Here is a 24,230-nt window from a genome sequence, read left to right on the forward strand (position 1 = left end):
TTCGAAAATCCATACCTTTCACTTCCTTCCTACATATTTTTAACGGACTCAAGATGGGCTTTTAGAGATTGGGTTAAATGCGAAGCATCCACCGCAGGCGTCGTTACAAAGCTTGCGCCCATGCCGATGACTTCTTTTAATTCACTAGGTCTAAATGCCGGAATTCCCACCTTGATCCCCGCTTTGTTCGACTTGTCCATCACAACTTGAATAGCTTGCCGCACCTTCGGATGCGTTACTTGTCCGGGAAGACCGAATGAACCGGCCAAATCGGAAGGACCTATAAATAACAGATCCAATCCTTGAACCGTAATAATTTCGTCGATGTTTTCCACGGCTTCCACATCTTCAATCATTCCGATGACCAATACCCGTTCATTTTCCTGTTTCATATGTTCTGTAATGAGCACTCCACCATATCTGGCCACTCGGGTCGAACCATCAATGCCTCGATGTCCTATGGGTTGGTATTTGGCCATTCCGACGATTTTTTCTCCCTGCTGTTTGGATACGAGATGAGGAATCATAACAGCGTCAGCTCCTGACTCTACTGCTCTGAGTATAGTTCCGTAATCATCCTGCGGTGTTCGGACTATGGATGAAATATTGGCAATTTGTGCCGCACGAATCATATGCTCCATCATTTGCAAATCCAATGCGGTATGTTCAAGATCAATCACAACATAGTCATAACCGACATAACCCAAAATTTCGATAACAGCAGGATCCTTCAGAGCGGAAAAAATACCGTAAGCGGTTTGACCGCCAGCTAGCACTTCTTTTAATTTATGCATTTCATATTCTCCTTCTATTAACAATGTCACGAACCTTGTGCCTTCATTTATCCCTTGACAGAACCCAATGTAATCCCCTGAACGAAGCTTCTTTGAAGCAAAACAAAGAATAGTATCATAGGAACTGCAGCTATGGATGCCCCGGTCAGGGCAATTCCAAAATCAATTCTATTTTCATCATATGCAGCAGTAGATATGCCTAGTGGTAGAGTTAACATGGCTTTGGATTGCAAAATAATAAGTTGCCATAAATAGTCGTTCCAAGTATACATAAATGTAAATATGGCCAGGGCTCCAAGTGCCGGTAAAAGCAGCGGTAAGATGATTGTCGCAAATGTTCTCAATTCGCCGGCTCCATCAAGAGTAGCGGCCTCAATAATTTCATCCGGAATCGATTTGGCAAACTGGCGAATCAAAAAGACTCCAAATGGATATGCAATGGCAGGTAATATCAACCCTAAATAGTTATCGATAAGCCCTAGATCACGACACAAAATGTAAAGCGGAACCAAAGTCACCTGATGCGGCATCATCATCGTAACGATCACACAGGCAAACAATATTTTGTTTCCGGGAAACTTTTTTTTGGCATACGCATATCCAGCCATCGCAGAAAATATCAAAACAAATATAACGGTGACCAGGCAAGTAATTACACTATTGAATACCCATGTCACTATCGGCTTTGTTTTAAATAGAAGGATATAATTATCAAGGCTGAATTTGTTTGGAAACCAATCCGGGGGCACTGCCCATATCTCTACTTGTGATTTAAAAGAGCCGGTAATCAACCAATACAATGGGAAAATAAAAATGATTGCCGCAATAATTAATAATAAATACCTGGAGATGACATTAATTTTCATCAGCAAAGAGTCTCCTTTTCTTACTCGCCTTTAGATCTTAAGATTCTAAACTGTAAAACTGCAATCAGCATAATAATAAAGAATAATACAACACTTTGAGCTGAAGCTTTGCCAAATTCCAAATCTATAAAAGCGGTTTGATATATGGTATATACAAGAGATTCTGTACCGTGGAACGGGCCACCCTTGGTCAACAAATAGACGACTGTGAATATTTGGAATACACTGATCGTTGAAGTAATCACGATTAATATAGTCGTGTTAGCAATCAAAGGCAATGTGATCTTAATAAAGGTTTGAATCGAATTAGCTCCATCCATTTCAGCAGATTCAAACAGGTCTTTTGATATTCCGTCCATTGACGATAAATACAAAATAATAGGTTGACCGATCATCCAAGTAATAACCACTGCTGCTAAGGCAAGAATAGCTGTAAGTTGATTGGAAAACACATCGATAGGCTGGAATCCAAATTCCCGTAAAAAATAATTAAATATGCCAAAACTAGGGTTATAAATCCAAGCCCAAACCAAGGAGAGCACAACAGGCGTACTCACAACCGGCAAATAAAAAACAAGACGAAAGAAACTTTTGGCATGTTTATGAAATCCCTGCATCATTGCAGCAAAAATCAAGGAAATGCCGACCGTAATCGGAACTATGATGATTACAAAGTAGAACGTGTTTACAAACGATTTTACAAACCGCTCTTCATGAAACAAAGAAATATAATTATTAAATCCTACAAAGGTTTTTAAATAAATATCTGCTTCGAACAAGCTAAGATAGAAAGTACGAAGCAAAGGATAGATTAAAAACAAAGCAAGAAAAAATAAGTTAGGCAATATGAAAAAATAACCCCAAGCTCCATCGCGAAATCTCATCAGTCATATACACCTCAGTGAAATAGTTATCGTTATTTTTTAGAAGCCAAATTATTTGCACTATTTACAAAATCATTTAAAGCTTGCTGTGGTGTTTTGGCTTTCAGGAAAGCAGCTTGCATTTCTGGATAGAAACTTTGTCTGAGCTTAGAATACCAAGTTACACCTCTACCCAAATCTAATGTTTCCAGTTTATTCATCTCGGTAATCAGTTCAGCATAGTCCTTATTCGGCGCTGCGTATTTGGATGAGATGCGAGCTGGATCAGATACTGCAGCTTTACTTATAGCACTGACATTTTCGGGCTTCGCCAAAAATTTAATAAATTCCAGGGCAGCTTTTCTTTTTTCCGGGTCCTTCTGTTTAAATAGAGCGAGTCCATTTTCAGAGTTAATCACTAATTTTGGGGTAACACCCTCTTTGTATACAGGAATAATTCCATAAGGTTCAACATTGGAGGAATTGGCTGATCCCTTCTTAATGTCTGCAGCTATGTCCATATATACATTGATCTGCTGATACATGGTTGCTAATTTTCCTTGTTCGAATAATTGGATGGTATCGATAGCTTCCATATTTGCAGTACCTGGGGCAACCAATCCTTCTTCCACCAGCTTTAACATGAACGTTAGGGCTTCCACTCCCTCTGGGCCGTTCAATAAATACTTGGAAAAGTCTTCATTTGCCCATTTGGCTCCGCTGCTCATAATAAGAGATTGCATTAATTGGTCTTGCTGCTCACTTTTTGCAAAAAATGCGGTCCCATAAGTGTTGTCATCTGCAACCATCTTCATGGCATCTTTCCATTGCGTCCATGTCCACTTTCTGTCTTTAGGCAATAAATGCGTCAGATTTTTTTTATCAAAGATTGCTTTGTTGACAAACATCATTCCGGGACAGCTGAATAGGGTTAGGGCATATAACTTGTTATTGTAAGTACCCAAATCCAAGTAAGATTGTTTCCAGTCGGCTTTATCCTCTTTTATGATTTCATCCAAAGGTTCTAATATGCCGTTTTTGGCATGTCTTATCATGCGAAGAGGGGTGTTATCAAGTAAAATATCGGGTGGATTATTTCCTGCTACCGCAACGTTTACTTTTTGTTCAATATCTTTAAACGGAACGACTTCGACATTTACAGTTACATTAGGATGAATTTTCTTGAATTCTTCAGCTTTTGCTTTTTCCCAATCTCCAAAGTTTGGACTATTGTAGCCATCAACATTTTTGAAAGCGGTCCCTGCCCAAAATGTAATCGTAATCGGCTTGCCGCCTTCTCCATTCATTGAAGCGTCATCCGTTTTCTTGGAATCTTCTTTCGCTACACATCCCATTGCGAACATGGACAGAATTAGTAGCATAACTACACCTTTTAACATTGATTTATGCATAGTGCACACCCTTCTATTTTTTATTGTAAAGCGCTTACAAAGTGATTATACCCAGATCTAGCAACATACTAAATGAACGATTTATATAGCTTTCTGTCATTTATTCAGATTATTGCGTGCCATGTTCACTTTTAGAAGAGGGATGTTCACTTTTTTCATAAATTCACTTAAATTGTTGTCTATATTGACTAGGGTTCATTCCCATTACTTTTTTAAAAATCCGGCCAAAGTAATTGATATTCACATATCCCACCTTTTCTGCAATGATATAGCTTGGAAGGTCGGTATTTCGCAAATATTCAACAGCCTTGTCGATCCTAATTTGGGTAATAAATTCTATGAAATTTTTTTTGGTCTCCTTCTTAAATACATAGCTTAAGTATCCTTCACTCATGTTCACATATTCCGCAGCCCTCTTAAGAGAGATATTTTCATTATAATGAATCTGCATATAATCAATTAACTTCTGCACTTCATTCCTGTACGATCCTCGTCTTAAAGAACCCTCTGCTTGTTCATAGGCGGTTTTCATCCCGCTTAAATGGCCAAAGGAATTACTGAAGCCAATGCTGATCGAAAGGTTCAAAAAACGTTTTACAGCCACGATCGTATCTTCTCCCAATATGAATAATTCATTTTCTGTCTTATTGACATCTTCGTCTCCGGAGGACATAATCACCATATACTCATTTTCTTTATATCGAAGAATGTGTCCATCCATCCATTTATTCATATACCCGATAGCCAAATTCATGAAAGTATATTCACTTGCTTGATCCATTTTATCAACATCATAATGATGAATTTTCAGCAATAGAAGATAATGGTGGTTCCGATTCTTCCATTGTAAGCTATCCGCAACTTGCTTCAAACGATGATCATTGAGGGGCTCTTCCAACAACAGTCTTATCAAGGCTGCTTTTCGTGAATCATCCTGTACAGGCTCTGCATATTTATTTATCAATCCTTCACGACTCAATGCAATCTTCTTCGCTGTTTCTTTAAGTATAGTTAACAATTCCGAAGGCTTCATAGAGGTTTTGAGTATATAGTCCTCTACACCAAGCTTCATTGCATTTCTTACATATTCATAGTCATTGTGGCTGCTCAAAACTATGATTTTAATCAATGGATAGCATTGCTTTATTTTCTCGATAAGCTCCAAACCATTCATATTGGGCATCAAAATGTCAGTCAAAACGATATCCGGCACGGTTCGTTTGATCAATTCGAAGGCTTTCTCCCCATCCGCAGCATCCCCGACATATTGAAAGCCTTGTTCGTCCCAGTCAATCGACGACTTGATTCCAATCCTGACTAAAATTTCATCATCAACGATCAATATCTTCAACATAGGCTTTCTCCTCTTTCCGGACGTCTGCTGGAAGCACAATTTCAACGATTGTACCCGCAAACCTCTCACTATGAATAGTAATTCCATATTTTTTACCGTATTGCAATTGAATTCTATCATGAACATTCCTGATACCAACTCTATTTATTTTCCTTACATCCTGCTTAGATGTAAAAGAATACCTAATTTCTTCTAACTTAACCGGATCAATACCCAGCCCATTATCTTTGATTTGAATAACCAATTGATGATCCAGCCGGGTAGCTGCAATATGAATGACACCTTTACCCTTCATTTGATCTATACCATGATAGATAGAATTTTCGACGATAGGCTGCAGAATAAATTTAATTACTTCACACTGAAGCAGATCCTCAGGAATATCGTAGATGATGGAAAGCAATTCATTGTACTTGATCTTCTGAAGAATAACATAATTATGAATGTATGCTATTTCCTGTTTAAGTGTAATGATATCCTCATCTCTACCAATACTTCCTTCCAAAATGACTGCCATACAGGATAACATCTCCGCTACTTCGTGGTCCTTTCTAATATACGCCATCCATTTTATATTATTAAGTGTGTTAAGAATGAAGTGAGGATTAATCTGTGATTGCAGCGCCCTAAACCTCATATCTTCCTTTTGCTTATATTCCATTTTCAATCGATCCAACAAATCTTTAATCCGTATTATCATCTTATTATAGGTATGAATCAAACTGGCGATTTCATCTGTTCCCTTGACATCAATCATATCGCTTGAGTCTTGGTTATCAATGTCGGCCATTTTCTTCTTTAGCAATTTTAAAGGCTTCGAAATTCGAAATGAAATCGAAATCGAAATCAGGAGGAACACTAAAAAAATAACTCCGACAATAAAAATATTCGCTTTTCTTATATTGAAAATTTCCTTAAATACCGTATCATAGGGGATAAGTTGAACAATCTTCCAATCTGTTTTATGAATAGTCCTATAGCTAACGATCATCTTTTTATTGTTAATTTCATCGATCATTTGACCCTTTTCCGTTTTGATCACTTTTTGGATATAGGGTTCCCCCGACAAGTCTTTCCGAAAAAAAGAGGGTTCCGCGTGGGAGAGAACAATCCCATTCTTGTCGATCAAGAAAACTTCACCTTCAAGCTGCATCAAAATTTTTCGTATGTCACTTTCGACAATACTTATCATAACTATTCCAATATTATCATTAGAACTGGTGTCCCTAATTAATTTTGCCACCGAAATAAGCGGACGTTTATCCGTGAATGTGTAGTTGTCAGGTTGGTATATCCATAGGAACCTATCTTTAGAATTTAGGATGTCCGGATACCACGAAGTACTTTTCAATTGTTCATATTTGCCGGGCATTGCATACCACGATGTATACAATCCTCCTGAAAAATCCATGAAAGTAAGATAATTTTCTGTATTAATCAAGTAAGAATTATGCAAAGTTTTCATCATATTGTTCGAAATACGAAATTTCTCATAATCGGTATATTGGCTCGGTTTTTTTAACATAGAAAGTATATTTTGATCCAACGAAATGGCCGTAATAGAATTCAACATCTGTTCCAATGTATTATCTATATTTAAACTGACCAAGTTCAGAGCATCCTGGATCGAGGTCCCTATTTTGCTTTCAATCGTTTTCTCTAATGGTTTATCCAAATAGAAAAAGGTTAGACAAAAGGGAATGATCAGAAAGAAGAACATGGAGACGAAAATTTTTCCTTGAATCGTGCGAAAACCCATAAACAATCACCCTTCCTATAACGTCATCGAAGAAATAATATATATTCGAAAGCGCTTACTGTCAAAAATAAAAGAACAAAAAACGACAGTCAATATATCGAAATTAAATCCTCCAATCAATTGCATTAGACAACCCAATTATACAACGCAAATGGAAAACATGGATAGCTTAATAAATATACAAACGAATTGATCGTGATGAAGTACAGGACTTTTGTGCACACGAGTACAGGTCGACGAATATAATTTCAGTCAGTATCTTTGATAAAAACATGGACAAACTAGATTATCATACCTTATTTAGAAAAGGATGCTGAGAATGCGACTTAACCCTAAACAACTTATTTCTATAATCATGCTGTTTGAAATCGGCACGACTACCTTATTTGCATTTGGAATCAGTGCAAAGCAAGACGCCTGGATCGCCGTGATGATTAGTACGCTTGGTGCACTCGCCATGTTGTGGATATGGTTGGAAATTCAAAAAAATTACCCTGATAAAAATTGGGTCGAAATCCTGAATGAGGTATTAGGCAAATGGCTCGGAATACCTCTAGTGATCATGTATATGTTGTATTGGAATCATATTGCCTGCTTTAATTTGAGCGAATTCGGAGATCTTATGACGTTGACCTTTCTTACCAATACACCGAAGTCTGTAATATTCGTACCATTTGTTTTGGTTTCCTCCTATATTTTAATACTTGGACTTAATGTATTCGGTCGGACGTGTGAATTTATACTTCCCTTTATGTTAATTATGCTCTTCACCTCATATCTTCTGATCTTTATATCGGGTGAAATGCATTTTAATCAATTGCTTCCCATCATGGGAGAGGGGCCGGTTCCCGTGCTAAAAGCAGCACATCCAATTATAGGATTTCCGTTCGGAGAATCCTGTGTCTTGCTGATGTACTGGAAGTATGTTCACCCCAAAGAATCCATTCGAAAAGCATCCTTTTGGGCTGTAGGAGTATCGGGATTGGTAATTACCTTATCCGTCTTTTCGATTATCAGTGTTCTTGGAGCTGAATATGCCGCCAATATGAAAGTACCCCTCGTCAGTTTAATTCGACTTATCAATGTGGGCAATATCATTACCCATTTGGACTTATTTGGAACCATCATCATTTTTTGGGGTACCTTATTTAAAATGATGATCTTTATTTATGCAGGGGTTCGTACGATATGTACGATCTTTAAAATACAAAATGAACACCCGGTGATTTGGGGAATCGGAATATTTAATTTTATTTATAGTTTATTCTACTTTCCAAGCATGGAATATCACCGCTTTGTAGGATTTACTGCCTTTGTAAGGAATATGAGCCCTATTTTCGGATGGACTTTACCCACCATGATCTTGCTCATCTTATGGTTGAAAAAATGGCACCAAAAAAACTATCAAACGTGAGGAACAGTCGAAAATGGATATCTATAATCCGTTTATCTTATTTGATCCGGTATTTATCAAGGAATCGTTAAATTCCTACGGACTCTATGTATGCTGCATACTTTTTGGAAGCAAGCTCTTTATTATGATACTGCCTTTAGTTGTACTATATCGTCTTTGTTTAATCGCTATAACCTATTTCCCAGGCAAAAAGTAAGGGATTCGGATGCATATGTGTTATTCAATTCCCTTACTCTTTCGGCACAATCGGCATGTCAATGAGTCCTATTCTGCGGATAGTGGCTTGCACATGAACTTCAAACTCAACTTCCGGAAAAATCTTATCATTCCAATCTTTTTCAACCTTTTTCCACTCCTTTGGATATTTATTATGCAAAGCCTGACCGAACCCAAATATATCCGATTTCATTCTTTGTGCTTGTCGGACCGCTTTTTTAATTTCCTCTTCAATAACCACTTCTTGTTCATTTTCTATGACCTTTGCGAAACCAAGGAGTTTTCGTTCTATATCATTTTTCAACTCAATACCTTGGCTTGCAGACTCTTCCATAGAGGATTTCTGCTTGATTTTAATCAAAAAATGGATTTTGCCGTTGATGATTTGGGGTATGATCTGACCGTGTGTACGTTTAATTTCAATCGAAACCAGTTTGTCTTTTTGAAGAGTGGAAGGTACCTGGATTATTCCTTGCGCATTTTGAGTTACCCAGTTCAATCCTCTTGTTTCTTTAATGTTTAAATACCCTATTAATTTATTTTTCTTAAAAACGGCCGTACTTGTAATTTTTACACCTTTTGAAGTTTTCGTTTTTTTCTGCATTTCGACTTGCGGTTTTTCCTCTTCGATAATTTCCATTGCACCTAGAACTGGCTGGATGCCCGAAACCAACAATTTTTTCGTCAACTCCAATTGATTGACGGCACTTGCGTCGGCGGATATCCGACGTACATTTCTTATGATCTTATTCAAATACGTCCCTTGAAGCGTTTCAACTCCTGTCTTTACCCCTAATATTTCTTTGGCTGTTGTCCCCTTAGCTATATAAATCCACGTCAAATCCCGTGATTCGCTCCCTCTTCGGAAAACATCAATTAGCGGGATAATGTCTTCTTTGGCTAGTTCTTCGCTAATCACAATCACATTATTGTGGGCGAAGAACGGTTTTCGGTCAAACTGTTTTGATGCAAGTCTTATAGCTGAAAGTAATGTTTTATCTTTTACGGAGAAGATTTCAATAGGATCTTCATTTTTCACTCCACCCATAGTTTGAAGAACGCTTGTACGCACAATTTGTAATGTAACCATATATTCATTGGTTCTTGAATCTTTATCAAGCCCTACTGCAACAACTATGCCTATGTCATCCAATTCTCTGCGATCCCAACATCCGGAAACAAGGAGTGAAACCATTATGGCGATAAAAGGTACTTTCCATTTCATTTCTGCTCACCTTCATTTTCCGGTTTAGGCATGTCCGGGGCAATGTATCTTGTTCTATTTCCTGATCCAATGGATGCAGGCCGAGTTCTCATTAACCATAAAGGCAGTCTGATAAAGGTATCTTTCAGGTCACTCCATATTAATGGTGCAAAGGGAGCAAGAAAGGGCGTTCCGAAAGAGCTTAAAGAGCACAGATGCGCAATCATAAACATTAAACCAACACCGACCCCATAAAATCCCAAAATGCTACTTAATATGATAAGGGCCAATCTTGCAATAATAATGAAGTCATATAAAGCTGAAACAATAAAACTTGTAATTCCTGTAAGAGCTACAACAATTACCATCGGAGCACTAACAAGCCCCGCTTGAACCGCAGCTTGTCCGATCACTAATGCCCCTACGATGCTTACCGCTTGACCTACAGCCCGAGGAAGCCTGACCCCCGATTCCCTTAAGATTTCAAAGACGATCACCATCATCAGGGATTCAATAACAGCCGGAAAAGGGATTCCTTCGCGAGACGCAGCCATCGAAGTCAGGAGAATGGTGGGAAGCATTTCTTGATGATAGGTTTCTACCGCCACATAAGCAGCCGGGGTAATTAATGAAAAAGGAAACGAAAGCATCCTGATCCATCTTAAAAATGTAGCGGCAAAGGGTCGTGTATAATAATCTTCGCTGATTTGGAAGTTTTCGATAAATAAACGCGGAACGGTCAACACAAATGGAGTCCCATCACAAAGGATAGCCACTCTTCCTTCCAACATTTTTCCAGCCACTGCATCCACTTTTTCACTGTTTCCAATCGTTGAGAATAGCGAGAGAGGATGGTCTTCGATATACTGTTCAATGTATCCTGATTCTAAAATGGCATCCGTTTCAATACGTTTTAGCCTGCTGATTACTTCTTCCACAACTTTTGGATTGGCGATTCCATCAATATAACTAATACAAACCGTCGTATGGGTTTGTTTTCCCAGAATATAGGATTTAAAGACCAGCTTCGGATTCTTGATCTTTCTGCGAATTAACGATGTATTGGTGAGAATGGATTCCGTAAACCCTTCCTTGGGACCGCGAACGACCGTTTCCGTTTCGGGCTCGGTTACAGCTCTGGAAATAAAGCCCACCGAAGCTATGTTCAATACGGTAGAAAATCCGTCAATAAATAAAACGGTTTGCCCTGATAATACAGCACCGAGAACCTCATCCATCGAAGTGATTTCCTTTAAACTGGAAGCACTAATAATTTGCTCTTGCACTACCTTCAACAAATTCGCAGTTTGAATCTCCCCTTCCTGTTTTTCCACGATTTGTATATTCCTCATCAAAGGTTTGATAATACTTGTGTTAATATACTCTTGATCCGCCAAACCGTCTATCCAGCAGATAAATGCTTTTGTTTTGTTTTTGTCGCCAAGTCGGAATTCCCTGAATATGACATCTTCGCCTTTGCTCAAGAAGCCTTTTAGCACTGAAAGGTTATGGTCCAGTTTTACATCGATTGTATATTTTAGATCATCTTCAACATTTGATTGTTGGGCGGTCGAATGTTGTCGTGATTTTGCAATTTTTAATAATTTGAAGAAGTTTTTTTGTTTTTCAAACAAGGCCACACCTCCAACAATTGTTTTTCATAGTATAGTTAGAGTTGCAAGGTTTTATCCAGAGGAAATAAATATATTCAGTATCAGCTATGAAACGGTTTTGGTGCAACTATTGAAACTAATCAAAGATACCCGCCTTACTGTTGGTTGACTACGCTATCATACCAAATAATTTTTGGATTCATTCAACTGCAGAGAGGACAGACCAATGCTTGCATTCAACCTGTCTTTTCCTTATCATGTGCATGACTTCGATTCCCGCTATTGTTTTCTCGGCATTTTTGAAAGACTTGAATCCCAACAGTGGTTTTATAATTTTCTTTACGAATCGATGATCTTGTTCAATAATATTGTTGAGATATTTCTGTTGTCGGAGTAATGTTTCTTGATTCATAACTTTCTCGTCCTTCAATTGCTGGACTGCGACAGGGTACGCTGGGTTTTTATCGACAGTAATTACGCGTGGCGATTGATTGTGAGATGAAGTCAACGCTTTCTTAAAAAATCGTTTAGCCGCGGGAGCATCTCGATTTTCAGATAACATGAAATCAATCGTATTCCCAATTGAATCTACGGCTCTGTAAAGATATTTCCATTGTCCTTGACTTTAATGTAGGTCTCATCCGTCCGAAGGGAATCATTAGTCGGCTTCAAATAGGGACGAATTCGCTTGTCTAGTTCCGGTCCAAACTCATGAACCCATCGCATGATCGTTGTATGAGCGATATGTAAGCCCCGTTCTTCCATGATTTCTACTAAATCAAAATAACTTAGGCTATATTTCAAATACCATCGTACTGTTAGCAAGATAACCTCTGATTCATACTGCTTCCACTTAAATAAATCTAATTCCGTTTCCAAAGTAAATGTCCCACTCTCATGAACAACCATATAAGAGGGCGAACACCGTAGAAGTGTTCGCCCCAAGAGTCGTTGTGTGTATGTGTCCAATTATACTAATGGATGCGGTATATAAAGTTCTTCTAAACTCGTAATTTCTTCGGGTGTCAATTTAACCGACAACGCCGAAACCGCGTCTTCGAGATGACTAATCTTGGTTGAGCCGATAATTGGAGCTGTGACCTCTTCCTTTTGCAGCAACCATGCAAGTGCAATTTGTGCACGTGGAATTCCCCGGTCAGCGGCAACTTCCGCAACTCTTTCCGCAACTTTACGATCAGCCTCTTCCGTTTTAACAAATAATCCCTTTGCTACCTGGTCATTCTCGGATCGCGAGGTCTGCTCATTCCAATCCCGAGTTAACCGACCTGCAGCCAAAGGCAGGTATGGGGTGACGCCAATTCTCTCATCTTTGCAAAGGGGGAGCATTTCTCTTTCTTCTTCCCGATAAAGCAAGTTAAGTCTATTTTCCATGGAAACGAACCGTGTCCAACCATTGCGCTCCGCGACATGCTGAGCTTTCGCAAACTGCCATGCCAACATGGAGGATGCTCCGATGTATCTTACCTTGCCCGCCTTAACTAAATCGTGGAGAGTATCCATTGTCTCTTCAATCGGCGTATTAGGATCCCATCGATGGATCTGGTACAGATCAACGTAGTCCGTTCCGAGTCGTCTTAGACTGTTATCCATTTCGGTCATGATGGTTTTACGGGAAAGCCCCATAGCATTCGGACCTTTGCGCATCGGAACAAAGACCTTTGTGGCAATGACGACTTCGTCACGACGAGCGAAGTCCTTTAATGCACGTCCGAGAATTTCTTCGCTTGTTCCGTCGGAATACATATTGGCGGTACTGAAGAAATTAATGCCCAATTCTAATGCTTTTTTAATGATCGGTCTGCTTTGCTCTTCATTCAATGACCATGGGGCATTGCCGCGTTCAGGTACCCCAAAGCTCATGGTTCCGAGGCTTAACCGTGAAACATCCAAGCCGCTGCGTCCAAGTTTTACATATTCCATTTGATAACACACTCCTTAAGTATATTTGGAAGGTAACCACACCTTCAGGTTGTCTATACATATCTCAATGTTGATCCAGTGCTAGAGACTACTTCACCATGGGAGCTCGAGTCTCTCACTTGAGAACGTTCCCGTCGGACCGTCCTCGCCAATGTGCGCAAGGCGTACGGGATGACGAGCAGCTTGTTGGACAGTGCCCGTTCCCCCGAAGTTGTTGAGATCTGTTGCAGTAAAGCCCGGAGATACCGCATTGACCTTAGCCTGTTGACATGAGTTCAATGGCAAAGGCGAGCATAATCGCATTGAGAGCGTTTCGAACACCGCACGTACTTCGTCGAGATAAGCGACGCTTGGTCGACACGATTTCCCAACCTCCTCGAGCAGCCTGCCCGGCTGACCGGCGTGCGATATTCCCGCGTTGTTGACGAGCACGTCGAGACGGATGAGTTCGTTGCGAATACGCGCTGCAGCGGCGGAGATGGAATCCTGATTCGTGACATCGAGCTGGATGGCACGGGCATCCGCTTCGACGCTCTTCGCAGCCGTCTCCCCTTTCTCGAGATTGCGCGATCCGATGAGCACGGTAAAGCCGTGGGCTGCAAGATCCTTCGCGATTTGAAGACCGATTCCTTTATTGGCCCCGGTGACCAAGGCGACGGGGTTTTCCTGCATAGTAATAACTCCCTTTCTAGAATCGACTGTGAGATCTTTGTAATACAACCCAAAATTGATATGTCAATCTTTTGGTTGACGTGTCAACCTAAATGCATTGTAGCACCTTGCAGTTGATACGTCAACCATGTTATTATGTTCTTATGGATATGAACGAACTAAACGAAGTCGAAATGCAAATATGGAATATGTGGAAAGGCTCTTTTAAACGAATCTTTGGTAGCGTTGTAAAAGAAATGTCTGAATACACAGGACTATCCGAGGGTGATTTTGGAGTATTAGACCGGTTAGTCCAATTCGGGAATGGCAAGCTTCGCCAACAGGAATTAGCTGAATCGATGGACTGGGATAAGAGCCGACTATCACATCATCTAACGCGGATGGAAAAACGCGGTCTTGTTCTGAGGAAACCACTAGACACAGATCGCGGTGTGCAAGTCATCATTACTTCCGCCGGAAAGTCAGCCTTGGATGGTGCCCATCCCATAGTCTCAAAGGCAATACGCAAGCATTTTCTAGATCTATTAACCGATCAAGACATCGAGTCGATTACTAAACTAGCGGAAAGAACAAAAAAAGATACCTCAATGTCTTGTAAAGACCCGTCCCCTTGATCGCTGTTTTGATGTTAAGCACAAGGTATAAAAATACTACAATTGACAAGGAACTAGCCCCTTCCGCCAACATAGCGGAGGGGGCATTTCCTTTCTACCAGCAAGAGCCCCTATAGGCACCTCAATCGTTCTGTGACCCGAAACGCGCTGCAGCCTATTTCTACCGACTTTCCCGACGAACGCGGTCCTCCCAAGTCCATGCCGGCAAAGGGCCTTTCTACGGCCTTTCTACGGAGTATATGCCAACATATTTGGAGAAACCTGCTCAAACCGGTCAATTTTTCCGTCTCCCCAAAGTGCCGCAATTCCCCTCATTCCTGCAGCACTAGCTGCACTTATGTCTGAAGATTGGTCTCCAATATTCCAAACAAGTCAATCTCACTTGTTTGTTGTAACACCAAGACTAAACCTCCTTTTGATAATGCGATCCATGGCAACCTTATGTAGTATGTAAATGCAATTCTCAGGGGGAGAGTAAAGGAGTCTTGCCGCAAGAATTAAGGGTGCAGAGTGAGGCTTGTGCAGGAGATTATCTTCTTGAGTTACGATAACATCAAAAATGTGGTTTTGGTGCAACTATTAAAACAGATTAAAGATAGTCGCCATATTGTTGTTTGACTATGCAATCAAACCAAACATTTTATTGATTAAGTCTATTGCAAAAAGGACAGACGAATGATTGCATTCGACCTGCCCTTTCTTTATCATATGCATGACTTCGATTCCTGATCTTGTTCGATGATCTTGTTCAATTATATTGTTCAGATATATCTGTTGTCGTAGTAATGTTTCTTGTTTCATCACCTTCTCGTCCTTTAATTGCTGGACTGCGGTAGGGTAAGCTGGGTTTTTATCGACGGTGATCACGCGCGGCGGATGCGCACCCAACTGGGAAATAAACAAGCCGCCGATCCATGTTCCTACCGTAATGCCAACATTAGAAAAGGAAACAAATAAGCTGTTACCGAATTCGGGAGCTTCTTTCGCATCAGTCATCAACATGGCTTGACTTAGAATAAGCCCCCCTGAATGTACAGCTCCCCACACAAACACGATGACCGTCATCGGCCAAAAATGAGAACCCCAATAATAAGTAAATAAGTAAATGACCGCATATACGAGAGGAAACAGGATAACCGTTTTTGTCATGCTTTTGTTCAGTAAGAACCCAAACAAGAAGTTCCCTGCAATCATGGTGACGCCAAAGACCATCAACATCCAGCTGATCCAGGTACCGTTCATATGGGTGACTTCTCCGAGATATTCGGCAAAGTAGCTATAAACCGAACTCATCGCTGTAAAGATCATCACCACTATCAAGATCGTTAACCACAATTGAGGTTTGCGCAATATGCCGAGCTGCTTGCCGAAAGACATTCTTTCCTTAACAGGCATTGAAGGAAGCCTGACCAGTACGCCTATAAAGGCAATGACGCTCACAATAGCTCCAAACAGGAAAGCAGCTTCCAGCGAAATTTTTGTGGAGAGATAGGATGTAATCGGCACGCCAAAAGCGAATCCAACGGTTACTCCGGCCATAACCTGGGTGACCGCTTTGCTGATCTTTTCGGGAGGAACAAGGCTGGCAGCGGTCGCAAGCGCAATCGAAAAAAAGACAGGATGAAAAAACGCAGGAACAATCCGGAAAGCCAGCATAACTTCGAACCTGGTAGTATAAGCATACACCAAATTAGAGATGGCAAACATCAGGATAGAGGATAGTAAGATCGCTTTTCGATTCATGCCGGAAGCAAGTAATGTTAGGAATGGGCCAGAAATGGCAACGATTAAAGCAAATGCACTCACAAGGTACCCGGCCTCCGAGGGCGCTATGTGAAACTTTTGAGTGACTTGGGGAAGAACTCCGATCATGCCCATTTCAGTTGTTATGATGCCAAATATACCTAAAGCCAAAAAAAAGATAAGCGAAGAATAGCTATTTTTCATCAATCGTGCCTCCATCGGTGCATAAAAAAATGGCCTTCAGTTGCAAGACCATTTTTCAGAATGAGTTACTGTTTGTTGGCTATTACGTTATCAAGAAACTGATCTGCGTCGCTATTAAATTTCCAGCTGATCCCAAACTTATCAACTAGCATTCCAAAGCACGAAGACCAAGGCGTATTGGATAACGGCATGATGACATGGCCGCCAAGGGACAAATGACTAAAGTATTCTTCAAGTTTTTGCTTATCATCGATGACTAGACTAATCAGAATATTATTCCCTTTCACCAGCTCACCTGTTACTGCCTTCATTGAAGGCAAAATGTCTGACATCATGATTTTCCCGCCTGCGAATTCTATGGAAGACTCCATGATCATATTTAACTCATTTTCCGGCATTGGATAGTTTGGATCTTGCGGGATATCCCCGAATTTCGCTTTTTTTACTTCAATTGCGTTCAAAGCCACCGAATAAAATTCAATCACTTGTTCTGCAATTCCATCAAAGTTTAAATATGCAATAGCTGACATAAAACATAACCTCCTTCTTTTTATAAATGTAGTATAATATATAATAGGTGACAGCTGTATGTCACTGTTTCATACTAAATTAAAAAAAGAGGGAAACGGATGGAAAAGGTTGAGAGACTTATCTCTATCATCATGATCTTGCTGAAAAAAAATGTCGTCGTGACCACCAAAGAATTCGCGCAATTATTTAACGTTTCCAAAAGAACGATTCTTCGCGATATGGAAACCTTGAGTTTATCAAACATCCCGATCTATTCGGTCAATGGAGTTCATGGCGGTTACGGCATTATGGATGAATACAAGGTTGATAAACGTCTTTTAAGCAACTCCGACTTAGAGAATATATTGACTGCGCTCGGCGGATTGGAACAAATTCTAATTAGCGAAGGAGTTGAAATGACGATCAAAAAAATAGAAGCCATGGTTAGCCCACTGGCTCCGAAAGGTTCAATTCAACTGTCTTTTTACGATTGGGAGGGTCGGTCTGAGATTCGTCAAACCTTGAAGACATGTCAGGAAGCCATATTAAAGAAAAACTTAGTTTCATTTGATTATATAGATAAAAATGGCACTGCGACAAAAAGAACTGTCGAGCCCTATCAGCTTCATTTTAGCGAAACGAGTTGGTATCTGAAGGGATTCTGTTTACATCGCATGAGAAATAGAACGTTCAAATTATTTCGGATCGATCAACTTAATATGAATGAACAAACGTTTAGCCCAAGAGATGATTTATTGGAACAAGAACAGGAAGCAAGTTATCAACCGGAACTAGTCGCAGTCAAGGTGTTGATTTCGCCTGGCATAAAAGATCAATTCATTGAAAGGTACGGTCGAAAGAGCATTGAAAACTATAGCTCTGATTATTTATTAGCAACAATCCATATTCCGCAAAACAGTAATGGATTTCAATTTTTAGCGAGCTTCGGTACAAATTTGGAAATCGTAGAGCCCAAAACCTATGTTGAAGACTTTCGAGATTATTTAAATAAAATGATGGAGAAGTATACTTCAAAAGGCTCCCATTAACATCAAAATGTTGGCGGTGCCCAGCGCCCTTGATTGTCAGTCTATTCAATAACTTTTAGCGTATCGCTAGGCTAAAGTGTAAACATTATAATTGATGTATTTATGATTCGTTTGGATAGAGTTCTCAAATTTGCTTAATCCAGAGTTCGGCAATGCGCTTACGTATGTACGTAATATTTCCTGAGTTAAATTTACAACATGCAAATCATTAAGTACTTCATCAACTGATCTATACTGAACTTCTGAAATCTCTGATCCATCAGCAAATAAGACACCGGATATCAATTCCATCTCAAAGATGAAATATATACCTAGCTCTAATCCATTTTGAATCTCTTTAGTTCCCGTTCTAACACCAATAAGTCTTTTAGGTCGAGCTTCAATCCCAGTTTCTTCCTTTACTTCCCTTATTGCTGCTTCTTCTAATGTTTCCCCTTCTTCAACAAATCCCCCTGGTATCATCCAATAATTCTTATTTACACCATATGTAATCTTCACAAGCAACACTTTGTTGTCCTTAACGATTAATCCTCCCGCCGAACAAGCAACTCTCATATGTATCACTCCAATACCATTTATTGGAATGGTACCACAGAAATCTTATTCCTAATAATATCTATATTATATATAGCTATAGGTATTTTCTATAAGATATCTGATTCCTTCCTTTTCAGTCTTTTCAACATCATTCAAAATGCCCGATAGCCTTATATAAGTAGGCGATCGGGCATATCGAGAAATACCAAGTAATGAGAACTAATGTACGTTATCAGCGAAATCCCCTTCAGATCGGCACCGATTTGTTTCATTTAGAACTGAAAGTTTAACGTTTTCTTTATGCCCGATAGATTCAATTTAGTGATCCCGCTTCCGTATTCGCCAAATGCATAAGGATTATCAATCAGCGGGTAATCGTCTTCGAGTACGGGTCTTCCCTTCACCGTGCATATACGTTCCCAACCGAGCTCTACCTTGCCAATTGATGGGGAGGTATATAGGATATCTTCGCCCAACAACTCAATTGGGGCTTCGCTTATTGATTTCGTAAACGAATCAAAGCTTCCCCATTCCTTCACGCTCCCCGCCTCCAACAGCCAAATGTTCTGCTTGTCCAGGCAAAGAAGCTCCCTGCCGCCGTATTCTCCCTCAGTAACTTCGTGGTAAGGCTTCAACGAATAGACAGCTACATACGCATCGCCCTTTTGTCCGAACAGCCAGCCATGGTGCTCCTGCACTTGGTCAAATTGTTTAGTGGGAAAGTAACAATGTGTAAACCCTGCCACGGAATCAATGCGGTAAATGTAAGCTAGGACATTGCGATAGGCAATAGTTTTCGGCATCCGGTATTGCCCGCCCCAATAAGAAGGCCTCGTTGTCTTGGATTTGTTATCGAAGCATGAGACGAATACGGGGACACCTCCGTCCAGTAAAATTTGTCCAGCTTGTGCCTGAGCACTGAACTCGCCTTTCTTGGACTCCACTAAGCCGGATACCATATAGTGCTCTGTACGGAAGGTCGATGTATTGACCCCTCCCATGCCGCTGGATGGAAACAGCCCCATCCGAGTTCGAGTAAGCAAGGGCTCCGTGCTTGAGGCAATATGCTCCCATACGGGAAGAGGCTCATAGCAGCTGCTAGCCAGAGTGACCGCTCCAATCGAAAGCTTTCGGACCATTATCTTTGGAAGCCCGAATAACAGCCAATTCATAGTCCTCATACTCTCCAACTCAGGATATATAATGCTTTGTTCGTAGCATCTTCCGTGCGTAGTACCCATAATTCCTTGGTAGCTGTGGGAAGAAATGAACGCAAGAATTAAATCTATGAGCTGTTTGGCTAAAATCCGTATAGGGCTGTTTTCTTCGGAGAAATCGAACAGGTTGAGCATGGCCAGCAAATCTTCCTCGTAATAAGTATTGGAATGCCATTCAGTAAATCCGTACATGCCCTTCTCCTTAATCCATCGTTCGGCATTTATCCGCCCCTTTAATGCATGAAACAAGCCATTTTGATTGCTGTTTGTGAAGTTATCTGCTGGAAACAGCAGTCCAGCCAAATATTCGGCACTGAAAAATAAGATTTCGTGATTCTCCGACCGTGTGAACATCAGCGATTTGCCCGGCTCATCCACCCAATATTTAAAACCAAGAATACAGGCTTTCATCTCCTCTTTCAACTCATCCGGCAAGATGGGATTAGTGCGGTGCTTATAGTACATGCGAAGAAGTCCGTGCATGGCAAAGTCAGCACAATCATACCTTTCGTTGATATACGATAGGGTCTTGCGTATGGCCTGCACATCCACTTCATTATCCATTCCTGATTCAAGCCTGGACAGCTCCCGATAAATACCATACAAGGCAGGTTCCAGTATCTCGGTAAGCTGCAGCTGACCTGTCTGCTCCAGCAAATAACGCTGACGCTCTTTATAATTCCCTGAGGGCAACAACTCAGCAAAATAATCAACATAGATGACTTGAAGGGTAATCCCTGTCACTAGCCCGGATTGCATGGATTGCTCAGAACGGTAGTCAACCGTGATCAAATATTGCCCACCAGCGGGAAGCTCATCATATGAGGCCAGTCGCAGGGATCGTTGGTGTTCATCCAGCGTTGTGGCAATCTCGATAATGACGCCCTTGGACACTCCACTGTTTCCACGATGCACCGTAAAAATGAATGTTCCTTTACTTGCTACAGGCCGGTCCCATTGAACGGTTATTGAATCTTCGCCTTGGATAACGGGGCTCGCCAAGTAAAAGCCCCCTAAATCCTCTTCAAGCTCAGTACGCCCCTCATTCCCCAATAGAAGTGGTACATAGGCTTGTATCCCCTCGGATTCAATCGTGAGGCTGAACGAATTTGTGCAATGGAGGTGGACATTGGCCAGCATCAATAAGCATTCGTTATCCCCTTCCTGCAAATGGATATCTAAGATAAACTCTTCGTCCACCCTTCCAACGCTTTGATGTGTGAATATGATTTCACCGTTCAGCATCATCGCTGCGCTTCCATAAAGCCATAGTCTACAGCGGTAAATACCTGATCGCGGTACGATAAGTCGGCTATATGCGTATGTAACTAGCAGGCGGGCATGTGTACCATACCGCGCCCAAGTCGTTTTCTTCTCGGAGGGGCCTGTTCTGGCGAAGCTCCACATGGACTCTTGCTCCAAGAAAACCACAGATTCCCCCTCAGCGGGCGCCAATCCATTCATGATTTGGCAAGCTTCCTCGATCATAGGAAGGTAGGGCTCCACAGGTACTATATAATTATCTTCATACAGGTGAGATACATCTTTATCAAACGGACCGGCATATAACCACTCACGAATGGGCCTGCATTCCATTAAGCATCCTCCTATAATTTCACATTCAATATGGTGCCAGCCAGACAAGCTTTTCCAATATTCTTATTTCAGTTCCTTCAATAGCTTCTTGTATTGTTCATCCTGCTTCTTGGCCACTTCAATGATATCCTTGGCAAGAACCGCTTTATCCTTCTCATTGATGTACCAGTTTTTATACCAATCCTCGACCTGTTTGCCTCCCGCTTTCTCCCAGGCATCCTTAGCATCCTTCAGTGCTTGATCGATCGTATATTTCTCTCCGCTAACCAGCGCTTTCGTCCAGATATCAGAAATCGCTTTGTCCGCGTTAGTTTGAATAAGCGCAAGCTCCTTAGGGGGCTGAGGCATATGTTCAGAATGGGTCAATTCAGCATACGGTTTATCAAAGGTTAAGTAGGTATCGCGGAGCGATTGATAAAAGTCCTGGTATTCCTGTTTTCTTGGATCGCTCTTATACTTCACAATCGGAATAGAGCATTTATCAAAGCGTAATCCACTGTTTTCCAGCATTCTCATATCGCCGGTTATATCGCTTACCTGCTTCTTCATTTTGTCTTTATCAATGACCTCTAAGCATCCATCCACGACCTTATGATGCTCCCCTTCATTTCCATTGGTAAGCGTATCCAGTGTGGCATTACGGCTAATGAAATCGACATACTTCATAACGGCATCCGGGTTCTTTGCTGTTGCATTGACCACCGCAGTCATTTGAATCGGATTTTGAAGAGTCGGAATAAACTGGCCAAAAGGACTTTTCGGATAAGGCATATAAGCAACAGTCGCTGTAGCTACATTCTTCTTTAACGGATCGATCATACTGAGGATCATATCTGTTGAGTTAACGCCTAAGAACGGATAAATTCCTACTTTCCCGTTAATGAAATCCTGCTTTGCTTTAGCGCCGTTTTTATCGTTAATAAAATCCTTATCGATAATCCCCTCATCATACAATTTCTTCTTGAACGCGTTTAAATCTTTACTTTGCTCCCAATTGATTCCCAATTGCCCATCCTTCACATCCCACTTCTGAGAAGCTTGGAATATTTGATTGATCGTCGCCTCTGAGCTAGAGCTGAGCGCAATTCCATAGGAGTCCTTTTTCCCGTTCCCATCCGGATCTTGTTCTGCAAACGCTTTTGCAACTTTATATAAGTCCTCCGTAGTTTTCGGCATCTCCAAATTCAACTTTTTAAGCCAATCCGTCCGGATGATTAATCCACGAATAGGCTCCACCCAATTAAGACGGCCGAATTCGTACAATTTCCCGTCTGCCTTGGTGCCCGCTTTTTTCAAAACGGGATTCTCCTGCAACAGCTTTTTATAATCAACACTTGAATTTTCAATCAACGAATCCAGCGGCATCAGCTGCTTCTGGTCATACAACGGATTCTTAATATTAGGAGCGTATTCGAACAACAAATCGGGCGCACTTCCCGATGCAAACAAGACATTGATTTTTTCCTGTGAGTTTGTCCGAGGTATGGCTACGAATTTTACGTTAGCCGGTCCTTTCTCATTAATCCATTTGGTCCAACGATTATTTTCTATCGTCCCTTCATCTTGCGCCACGTTACCCCGGTCATAAACAGAAACTGTAATATCCTTCTTCACCTCAGCCGCTTGTTGCCCGGTTCCGTTCCCCTCCTTCGATGAACACGCCGCAAGAAGCGTACCGCTCGCCAACACCACTGCCATCGAAGCAACCCACATTTCTTTCTTTTTCATATTTGTTAACCCCTTTCAAAATGTTATCTCATGATCTATGTATCAGCCTTTCACGGAACCCAGCATAACCCCTTTAACAAAGTACTTTTGAAGGAACGGATAGACGACCAGCATTGGAATGACCATAACTAGAATACCTGCCGCCTTCAATGATTCCGGCACAACTTGGACGGGTTCACCTTCACTGACTAGTTCCTGAAGCAGCGATTGGCTCTGAATCATTTGCTGGACAAGTACCGTTAAATTGTATTTATCGGTCTGGTTAATATAAATCAACACATTCATGAAGCTGTTCCAGTATCCAACTCCATAAAATAATACTAACGTAGCTATAACAGGCATGGAAAGCGGCAAAAATATTTGTAAAAGCAAGCGCATTTCACTACAGCCATCGATCCTTGCAGCCTCTTCTACCTCCTCGGGAATATTCTCAAAGAAAGTCCGCATGACCAGCATATTGTACGTACTTAATAACCCTGGCAGCCAAATCGCCCAGTAAGAATTTATCAATCCAAGAGATTTCACTACGAGGTAGGTAGGAATCAAACCCCCAGTAAACAACATCGTAAATACAGCAGCAAGTGTGAAAAACCGACGAGCTATAAATATACGCCGTGAGAGCGGATAAGCTGTAACAATTGTCGCGATCATACTGAGCGTTACTCCGACCAGTGTCAATATTACACTATTCTGAAAGGCCTCCACCACTCTTGTCCCTTTCATCAGCGCAGAGAATGAATCTGTATTCCAGCCTATCGGATAAATCGACACCCTGCCGGACGCAATCTCCTGAATATCACTAAATGACAGTGCGATAATATGCAGTAAAGGAAACAAACAGCTTAGTCCGACTATCGTAAGTACTATATAATTGAAACTATAAAACAGTTTTTCACTCCGTGTGCTTTTCAACTCTGTACCCCC

General features: G+C 41.0%; 20 protein-coding genes and 2 pseudogenes. 3 read left to right on the forward strand and 19 right to left on the reverse strand.

What is annotated here, in order from left to right; translation table 11 throughout:
- Positions 1 to 29: 29 nt before the first annotated feature.
- The 6 genes from BK127_RS30630 to BK127_RS30655 form a co-directional block, all read right to left on the reverse strand.
- Positions 30 to 794 carry an HpcH/HpaI aldolase family protein gene (locus BK127_RS30630; RefSeq protein WP_076235904.1) on the reverse strand — a complete coding sequence of 255 codons (765 nt, stop codon included), beginning with the start codon at positions 792 to 794 and terminating at the stop codon, positions 30 to 32.
- A 47-nt stretch (positions 795 to 841) separates the two neighbouring features.
- The gene (locus BK127_RS30635) at positions 842 to 1,660 is read right to left on the reverse strand and encodes a carbohydrate ABC transporter permease (RefSeq protein WP_076235905.1); all 819 of its coding nucleotides are present in this window, start codon (positions 1,658 to 1,660) and stop codon (positions 842 to 844) included.
- 20 nt (positions 1,661 to 1,680) lie between these two features.
- Complete coding sequence (locus tag BK127_RS30640; protein WP_179097663.1) at positions 1,681 to 2,505, reverse strand: carbohydrate ABC transporter permease; 825 nt, start codon at positions 2,503 to 2,505, stop codon at positions 1,681 to 1,683.
- Positions 2,506 to 2,576: 71 nt separating this feature from the next.
- On the reverse strand, positions 2,577 to 3,935 hold the full coding sequence (locus BK127_RS30645; RefSeq protein WP_076235907.1) for an ABC transporter substrate-binding protein: 1,359 nt from the start codon (positions 3,933 to 3,935) through the stop codon (positions 2,577 to 2,579).
- Between the two features lie 163 nt (positions 3,936 to 4,098).
- Positions 4,099 to 5,289 carry a response regulator transcription factor gene (locus tag BK127_RS30650; RefSeq protein WP_076235908.1) on the reverse strand — a complete coding sequence of 397 codons (1,191 nt, stop codon included), beginning with the start codon at positions 5,287 to 5,289 and terminating at the stop codon, positions 4,099 to 4,101.
- The gene (locus tag BK127_RS30655; protein WP_076235909.1) at positions 5,267 to 7,048 is read right to left on the reverse strand and encodes a sensor histidine kinase; all 1,782 of its coding nucleotides are present in this window, start codon (positions 7,046 to 7,048) and stop codon (positions 5,267 to 5,269) included. The genes BK127_RS30650 and BK127_RS30655 overlap by 23 nt, the downstream gene beginning before the upstream one ends.
- A gap of 319 nt (positions 7,049 to 7,367) precedes the next feature.
- On the opposite strand from BK127_RS30655, the gene BK127_RS30660 reads away from it, so the two are divergent.
- Positions 7,368 to 8,462: a GerAB/ArcD/ProY family transporter gene (locus BK127_RS30660; RefSeq protein ID WP_076235910.1), complete on the forward strand. Its 1,095-nt coding sequence runs from the start codon at positions 7,368 to 7,370 to the stop codon at positions 8,460 to 8,462.
- Between the two features lie 229 nt (positions 8,463 to 8,691).
- On the opposite strand, the gene BK127_RS30665 is transcribed toward BK127_RS30660, so the two are convergent.
- From BK127_RS30665 to BK127_RS30685, 5 genes are all read right to left on the reverse strand, one after another.
- Positions 8,692 to 9,903, reverse strand: coding sequence for a Ger(x)C family spore germination protein (locus BK127_RS30665; protein WP_076235911.1), 1,212 nt, complete (start codon positions 9,901 to 9,903; stop codon positions 8,692 to 8,694).
- Positions 9,900 to 11,516, reverse strand: coding sequence for a spore germination protein (locus tag BK127_RS30670; RefSeq protein WP_076235912.1), 1,617 nt, complete (start codon positions 11,514 to 11,516; stop codon positions 9,900 to 9,902). Before BK127_RS30670 ends, BK127_RS30665 begins: the two co-directional genes overlap by 4 nt.
- 178 nt (positions 11,517 to 11,694) lie before the next feature.
- A protein-coding gene (locus tag BK127_RS30675; RefSeq protein WP_256711522.1) for an IS6 family transposase occupies positions 11,695 to 12,374 on the reverse strand; the annotation gives its coding sequence in 2 pieces (ribosomal slippage) (positions 11,695 to 12,116 and positions 12,116 to 12,374; 681 coding nt in all).
- Positions 12,375 to 12,464: 90 nt separating this feature from the next.
- Positions 12,465 to 13,436 (reverse strand): aldo/keto reductase, encoded by a 972-nt coding sequence (locus BK127_RS30680; protein ID WP_076235913.1) that lies wholly within the window; start codon positions 13,434 to 13,436, stop codon positions 12,465 to 12,467.
- A 93-nt stretch (positions 13,437 to 13,529) separates the two neighbouring features.
- Complete coding sequence (locus BK127_RS30685) at positions 13,530 to 14,108, reverse strand: SDR family NAD(P)-dependent oxidoreductase (protein WP_076235914.1); 579 nt, start codon at positions 14,106 to 14,108, stop codon at positions 13,530 to 13,532.
- A 143-nt stretch (positions 14,109 to 14,251) separates the two neighbouring features.
- On the opposite strand from BK127_RS30685, the gene BK127_RS30690 reads away from it, so the two are divergent.
- Positions 14,252 to 14,722, forward strand: a complete 471-nt coding sequence (locus BK127_RS30690) for a MarR family winged helix-turn-helix transcriptional regulator (RefSeq protein ID WP_076235935.1) — start codon at positions 14,252 to 14,254, stop codon at positions 14,720 to 14,722.
- Between the two features lie 228 nt (positions 14,723 to 14,950).
- Here the strand turns inward: BK127_RS30690 and BK127_RS45820 are convergent, their stop codons facing one another.
- The 4 genes and pseudogenes from BK127_RS45820 to BK127_RS30710 all read right to left on the reverse strand — a co-directional run bounded on the left by BK127_RS45820 (position 14,951) and on the right by BK127_RS30710 (position 17,199).
- The gene (locus BK127_RS45820; protein ID WP_144026616.1) at positions 14,951 to 15,082 is read right to left on the reverse strand and encodes a hypothetical protein; all 132 of its coding nucleotides are present in this window, start codon (positions 15,080 to 15,082) and stop codon (positions 14,951 to 14,953) included.
- 258 nt (positions 15,083 to 15,340) lie between these two features.
- Positions 15,341 to 15,595, reverse strand: a pseudogene (locus BK127_RS45075) (DDE-type integrase/transposase/recombinase); the annotation flags it as partial.
- A 57-nt stretch (positions 15,596 to 15,652) separates the two neighbouring features.
- Positions 15,653 to 16,684 (reverse strand): annotated as a pseudogene (locus BK127_RS30705) (MFS transporter); the annotation flags it as partial.
- Between the two features lie 50 nt (positions 16,685 to 16,734).
- Positions 16,735 to 17,199 carry a VOC family protein gene (locus BK127_RS30710; RefSeq protein ID WP_076235916.1) on the reverse strand — a complete coding sequence of 155 codons (465 nt, stop codon included), beginning with the start codon at positions 17,197 to 17,199 and terminating at the stop codon, positions 16,735 to 16,737.
- 99 nt (positions 17,200 to 17,298) lie between these two features.
- On the opposite strand from BK127_RS30710, the gene BK127_RS30715 reads away from it, so the two are divergent.
- On the forward strand, positions 17,299 to 18,228 hold the full coding sequence (locus tag BK127_RS30715) for a helix-turn-helix transcriptional regulator (protein WP_076235917.1): 930 nt from the start codon (positions 17,299 to 17,301) through the stop codon (positions 18,226 to 18,228).
- A gap of 66 nt (positions 18,229 to 18,294) precedes the next feature.
- On the opposite strand, the gene BK127_RS30720 is transcribed toward BK127_RS30715, so the two are convergent.
- The 4 genes from BK127_RS30720 to BK127_RS30735 form a co-directional block, all read right to left on the reverse strand.
- On the reverse strand, positions 18,295 to 18,783 hold the full coding sequence (locus BK127_RS30720; RefSeq protein WP_076235918.1) for an NUDIX domain-containing protein: 489 nt from the start codon (positions 18,781 to 18,783) through the stop codon (positions 18,295 to 18,297).
- Between the two features lie 254 nt (positions 18,784 to 19,037).
- Positions 19,038 to 21,578, reverse strand: a complete 2,541-nt coding sequence (locus BK127_RS30725) for a hypothetical protein (RefSeq protein ID WP_076235919.1) — start codon at positions 21,576 to 21,578, stop codon at positions 19,038 to 19,040.
- 63 nt (positions 21,579 to 21,641) lie between these two features.
- Positions 21,642 to 23,306 carry an extracellular solute-binding protein gene (locus BK127_RS30730; RefSeq protein WP_076235920.1) on the reverse strand — a complete coding sequence of 555 codons (1,665 nt, stop codon included), beginning with the start codon at positions 23,304 to 23,306 and terminating at the stop codon, positions 21,642 to 21,644.
- Between the two features lie 42 nt (positions 23,307 to 23,348).
- Positions 23,349 to 24,218, reverse strand: coding sequence for a carbohydrate ABC transporter permease (locus tag BK127_RS30735; protein WP_076235921.1), 870 nt, complete (start codon positions 24,216 to 24,218; stop codon positions 23,349 to 23,351).
- Positions 24,219 to 24,230 lie beyond the last annotated feature (12 nt).

The organism is Paenibacillus sp. FSL H7-0331 (assembly GCF_001956045.1).

Bases quoted from the DNA above. Each gene is read 5' to 3' on its own strand.
- BK127_RS30630 (WP_076235904.1), bottom strand. From the start codon at position 794: ATGCATAAATTAAAAGAAGTGCTAGCTGGCGGTCAAACCGCTTACGGT.
- BK127_RS30635 (WP_076235905.1), bottom strand. From the start codon at position 1,660: ATGAAAATTAATGTCATCTCCAGGTATTTATTATTAATTATTGCGGCA.
- BK127_RS30645 (WP_076235907.1), bottom strand. From the start codon at position 3,935: ATGCATAAATCAATGTTAAAAGGTGTAGTTATGCTACTAATTCTGTCC.
- BK127_RS30650 (WP_076235908.1), bottom strand. From the start codon at position 5,289: ATGTTGAAGATATTGATCGTTGATGATGAAATTTTAGTCAGGATTGGA.
- BK127_RS30655 (WP_076235909.1), bottom strand. From the start codon at position 7,048: ATGGGTTTTCGCACGATTCAAGGAAAAATTTTCGTCTCCATGTTCTTC.
- BK127_RS30660 (WP_076235910.1), top strand. From the start codon at position 7,368: ATGCGACTTAACCCTAAACAACTTATTTCTATAATCATGCTGTTTGAA.
- BK127_RS30665 (WP_076235911.1), bottom strand. From the start codon at position 9,903: ATGAAATGGAAAGTACCTTTTATCGCCATAATGGTTTCACTCCTTGTT.
- BK127_RS30680 (WP_076235913.1), bottom strand. From the start codon at position 13,436: ATGGAATATGTAAAACTTGGACGCAGCGGCTTGGATGTTTCACGGTTA.
- BK127_RS30685 (WP_076235914.1), bottom strand. From the start codon at position 14,108: ATGCAGGAAAACCCCGTCGCCTTGGTCACCGGGGCCAATAAAGGAATC.
- BK127_RS30690 (WP_076235935.1), top strand. From the start codon at position 14,252: ATGGATATGAACGAACTAAACGAAGTCGAAATGCAAATATGGAATATG.
- BK127_RS30710 (WP_076235916.1), bottom strand. From the start codon at position 17,199: ATGTCAGCTATTGCATATTTAAACTTTGATGGAATTGCAGAACAAGTG.
- BK127_RS30715 (WP_076235917.1), top strand. From the start codon at position 17,299: ATGGAAAAGGTTGAGAGACTTATCTCTATCATCATGATCTTGCTGAAA.
- BK127_RS30720 (WP_076235918.1), bottom strand. From the start codon at position 18,783: ATGAGAGTTGCTTGTTCGGCGGGAGGATTAATCGTTAAGGACAACAAA.
- BK127_RS30725 (WP_076235919.1), bottom strand. From the start codon at position 21,578: ATGGAATGCAGGCCCATTCGTGAGTGGTTATATGCCGGTCCGTTTGAT.
- BK127_RS30730 (WP_076235920.1), bottom strand. From the start codon at position 23,306: ATGAAAAAGAAAGAAATGTGGGTTGCTTCGATGGCAGTGGTGTTGGCG.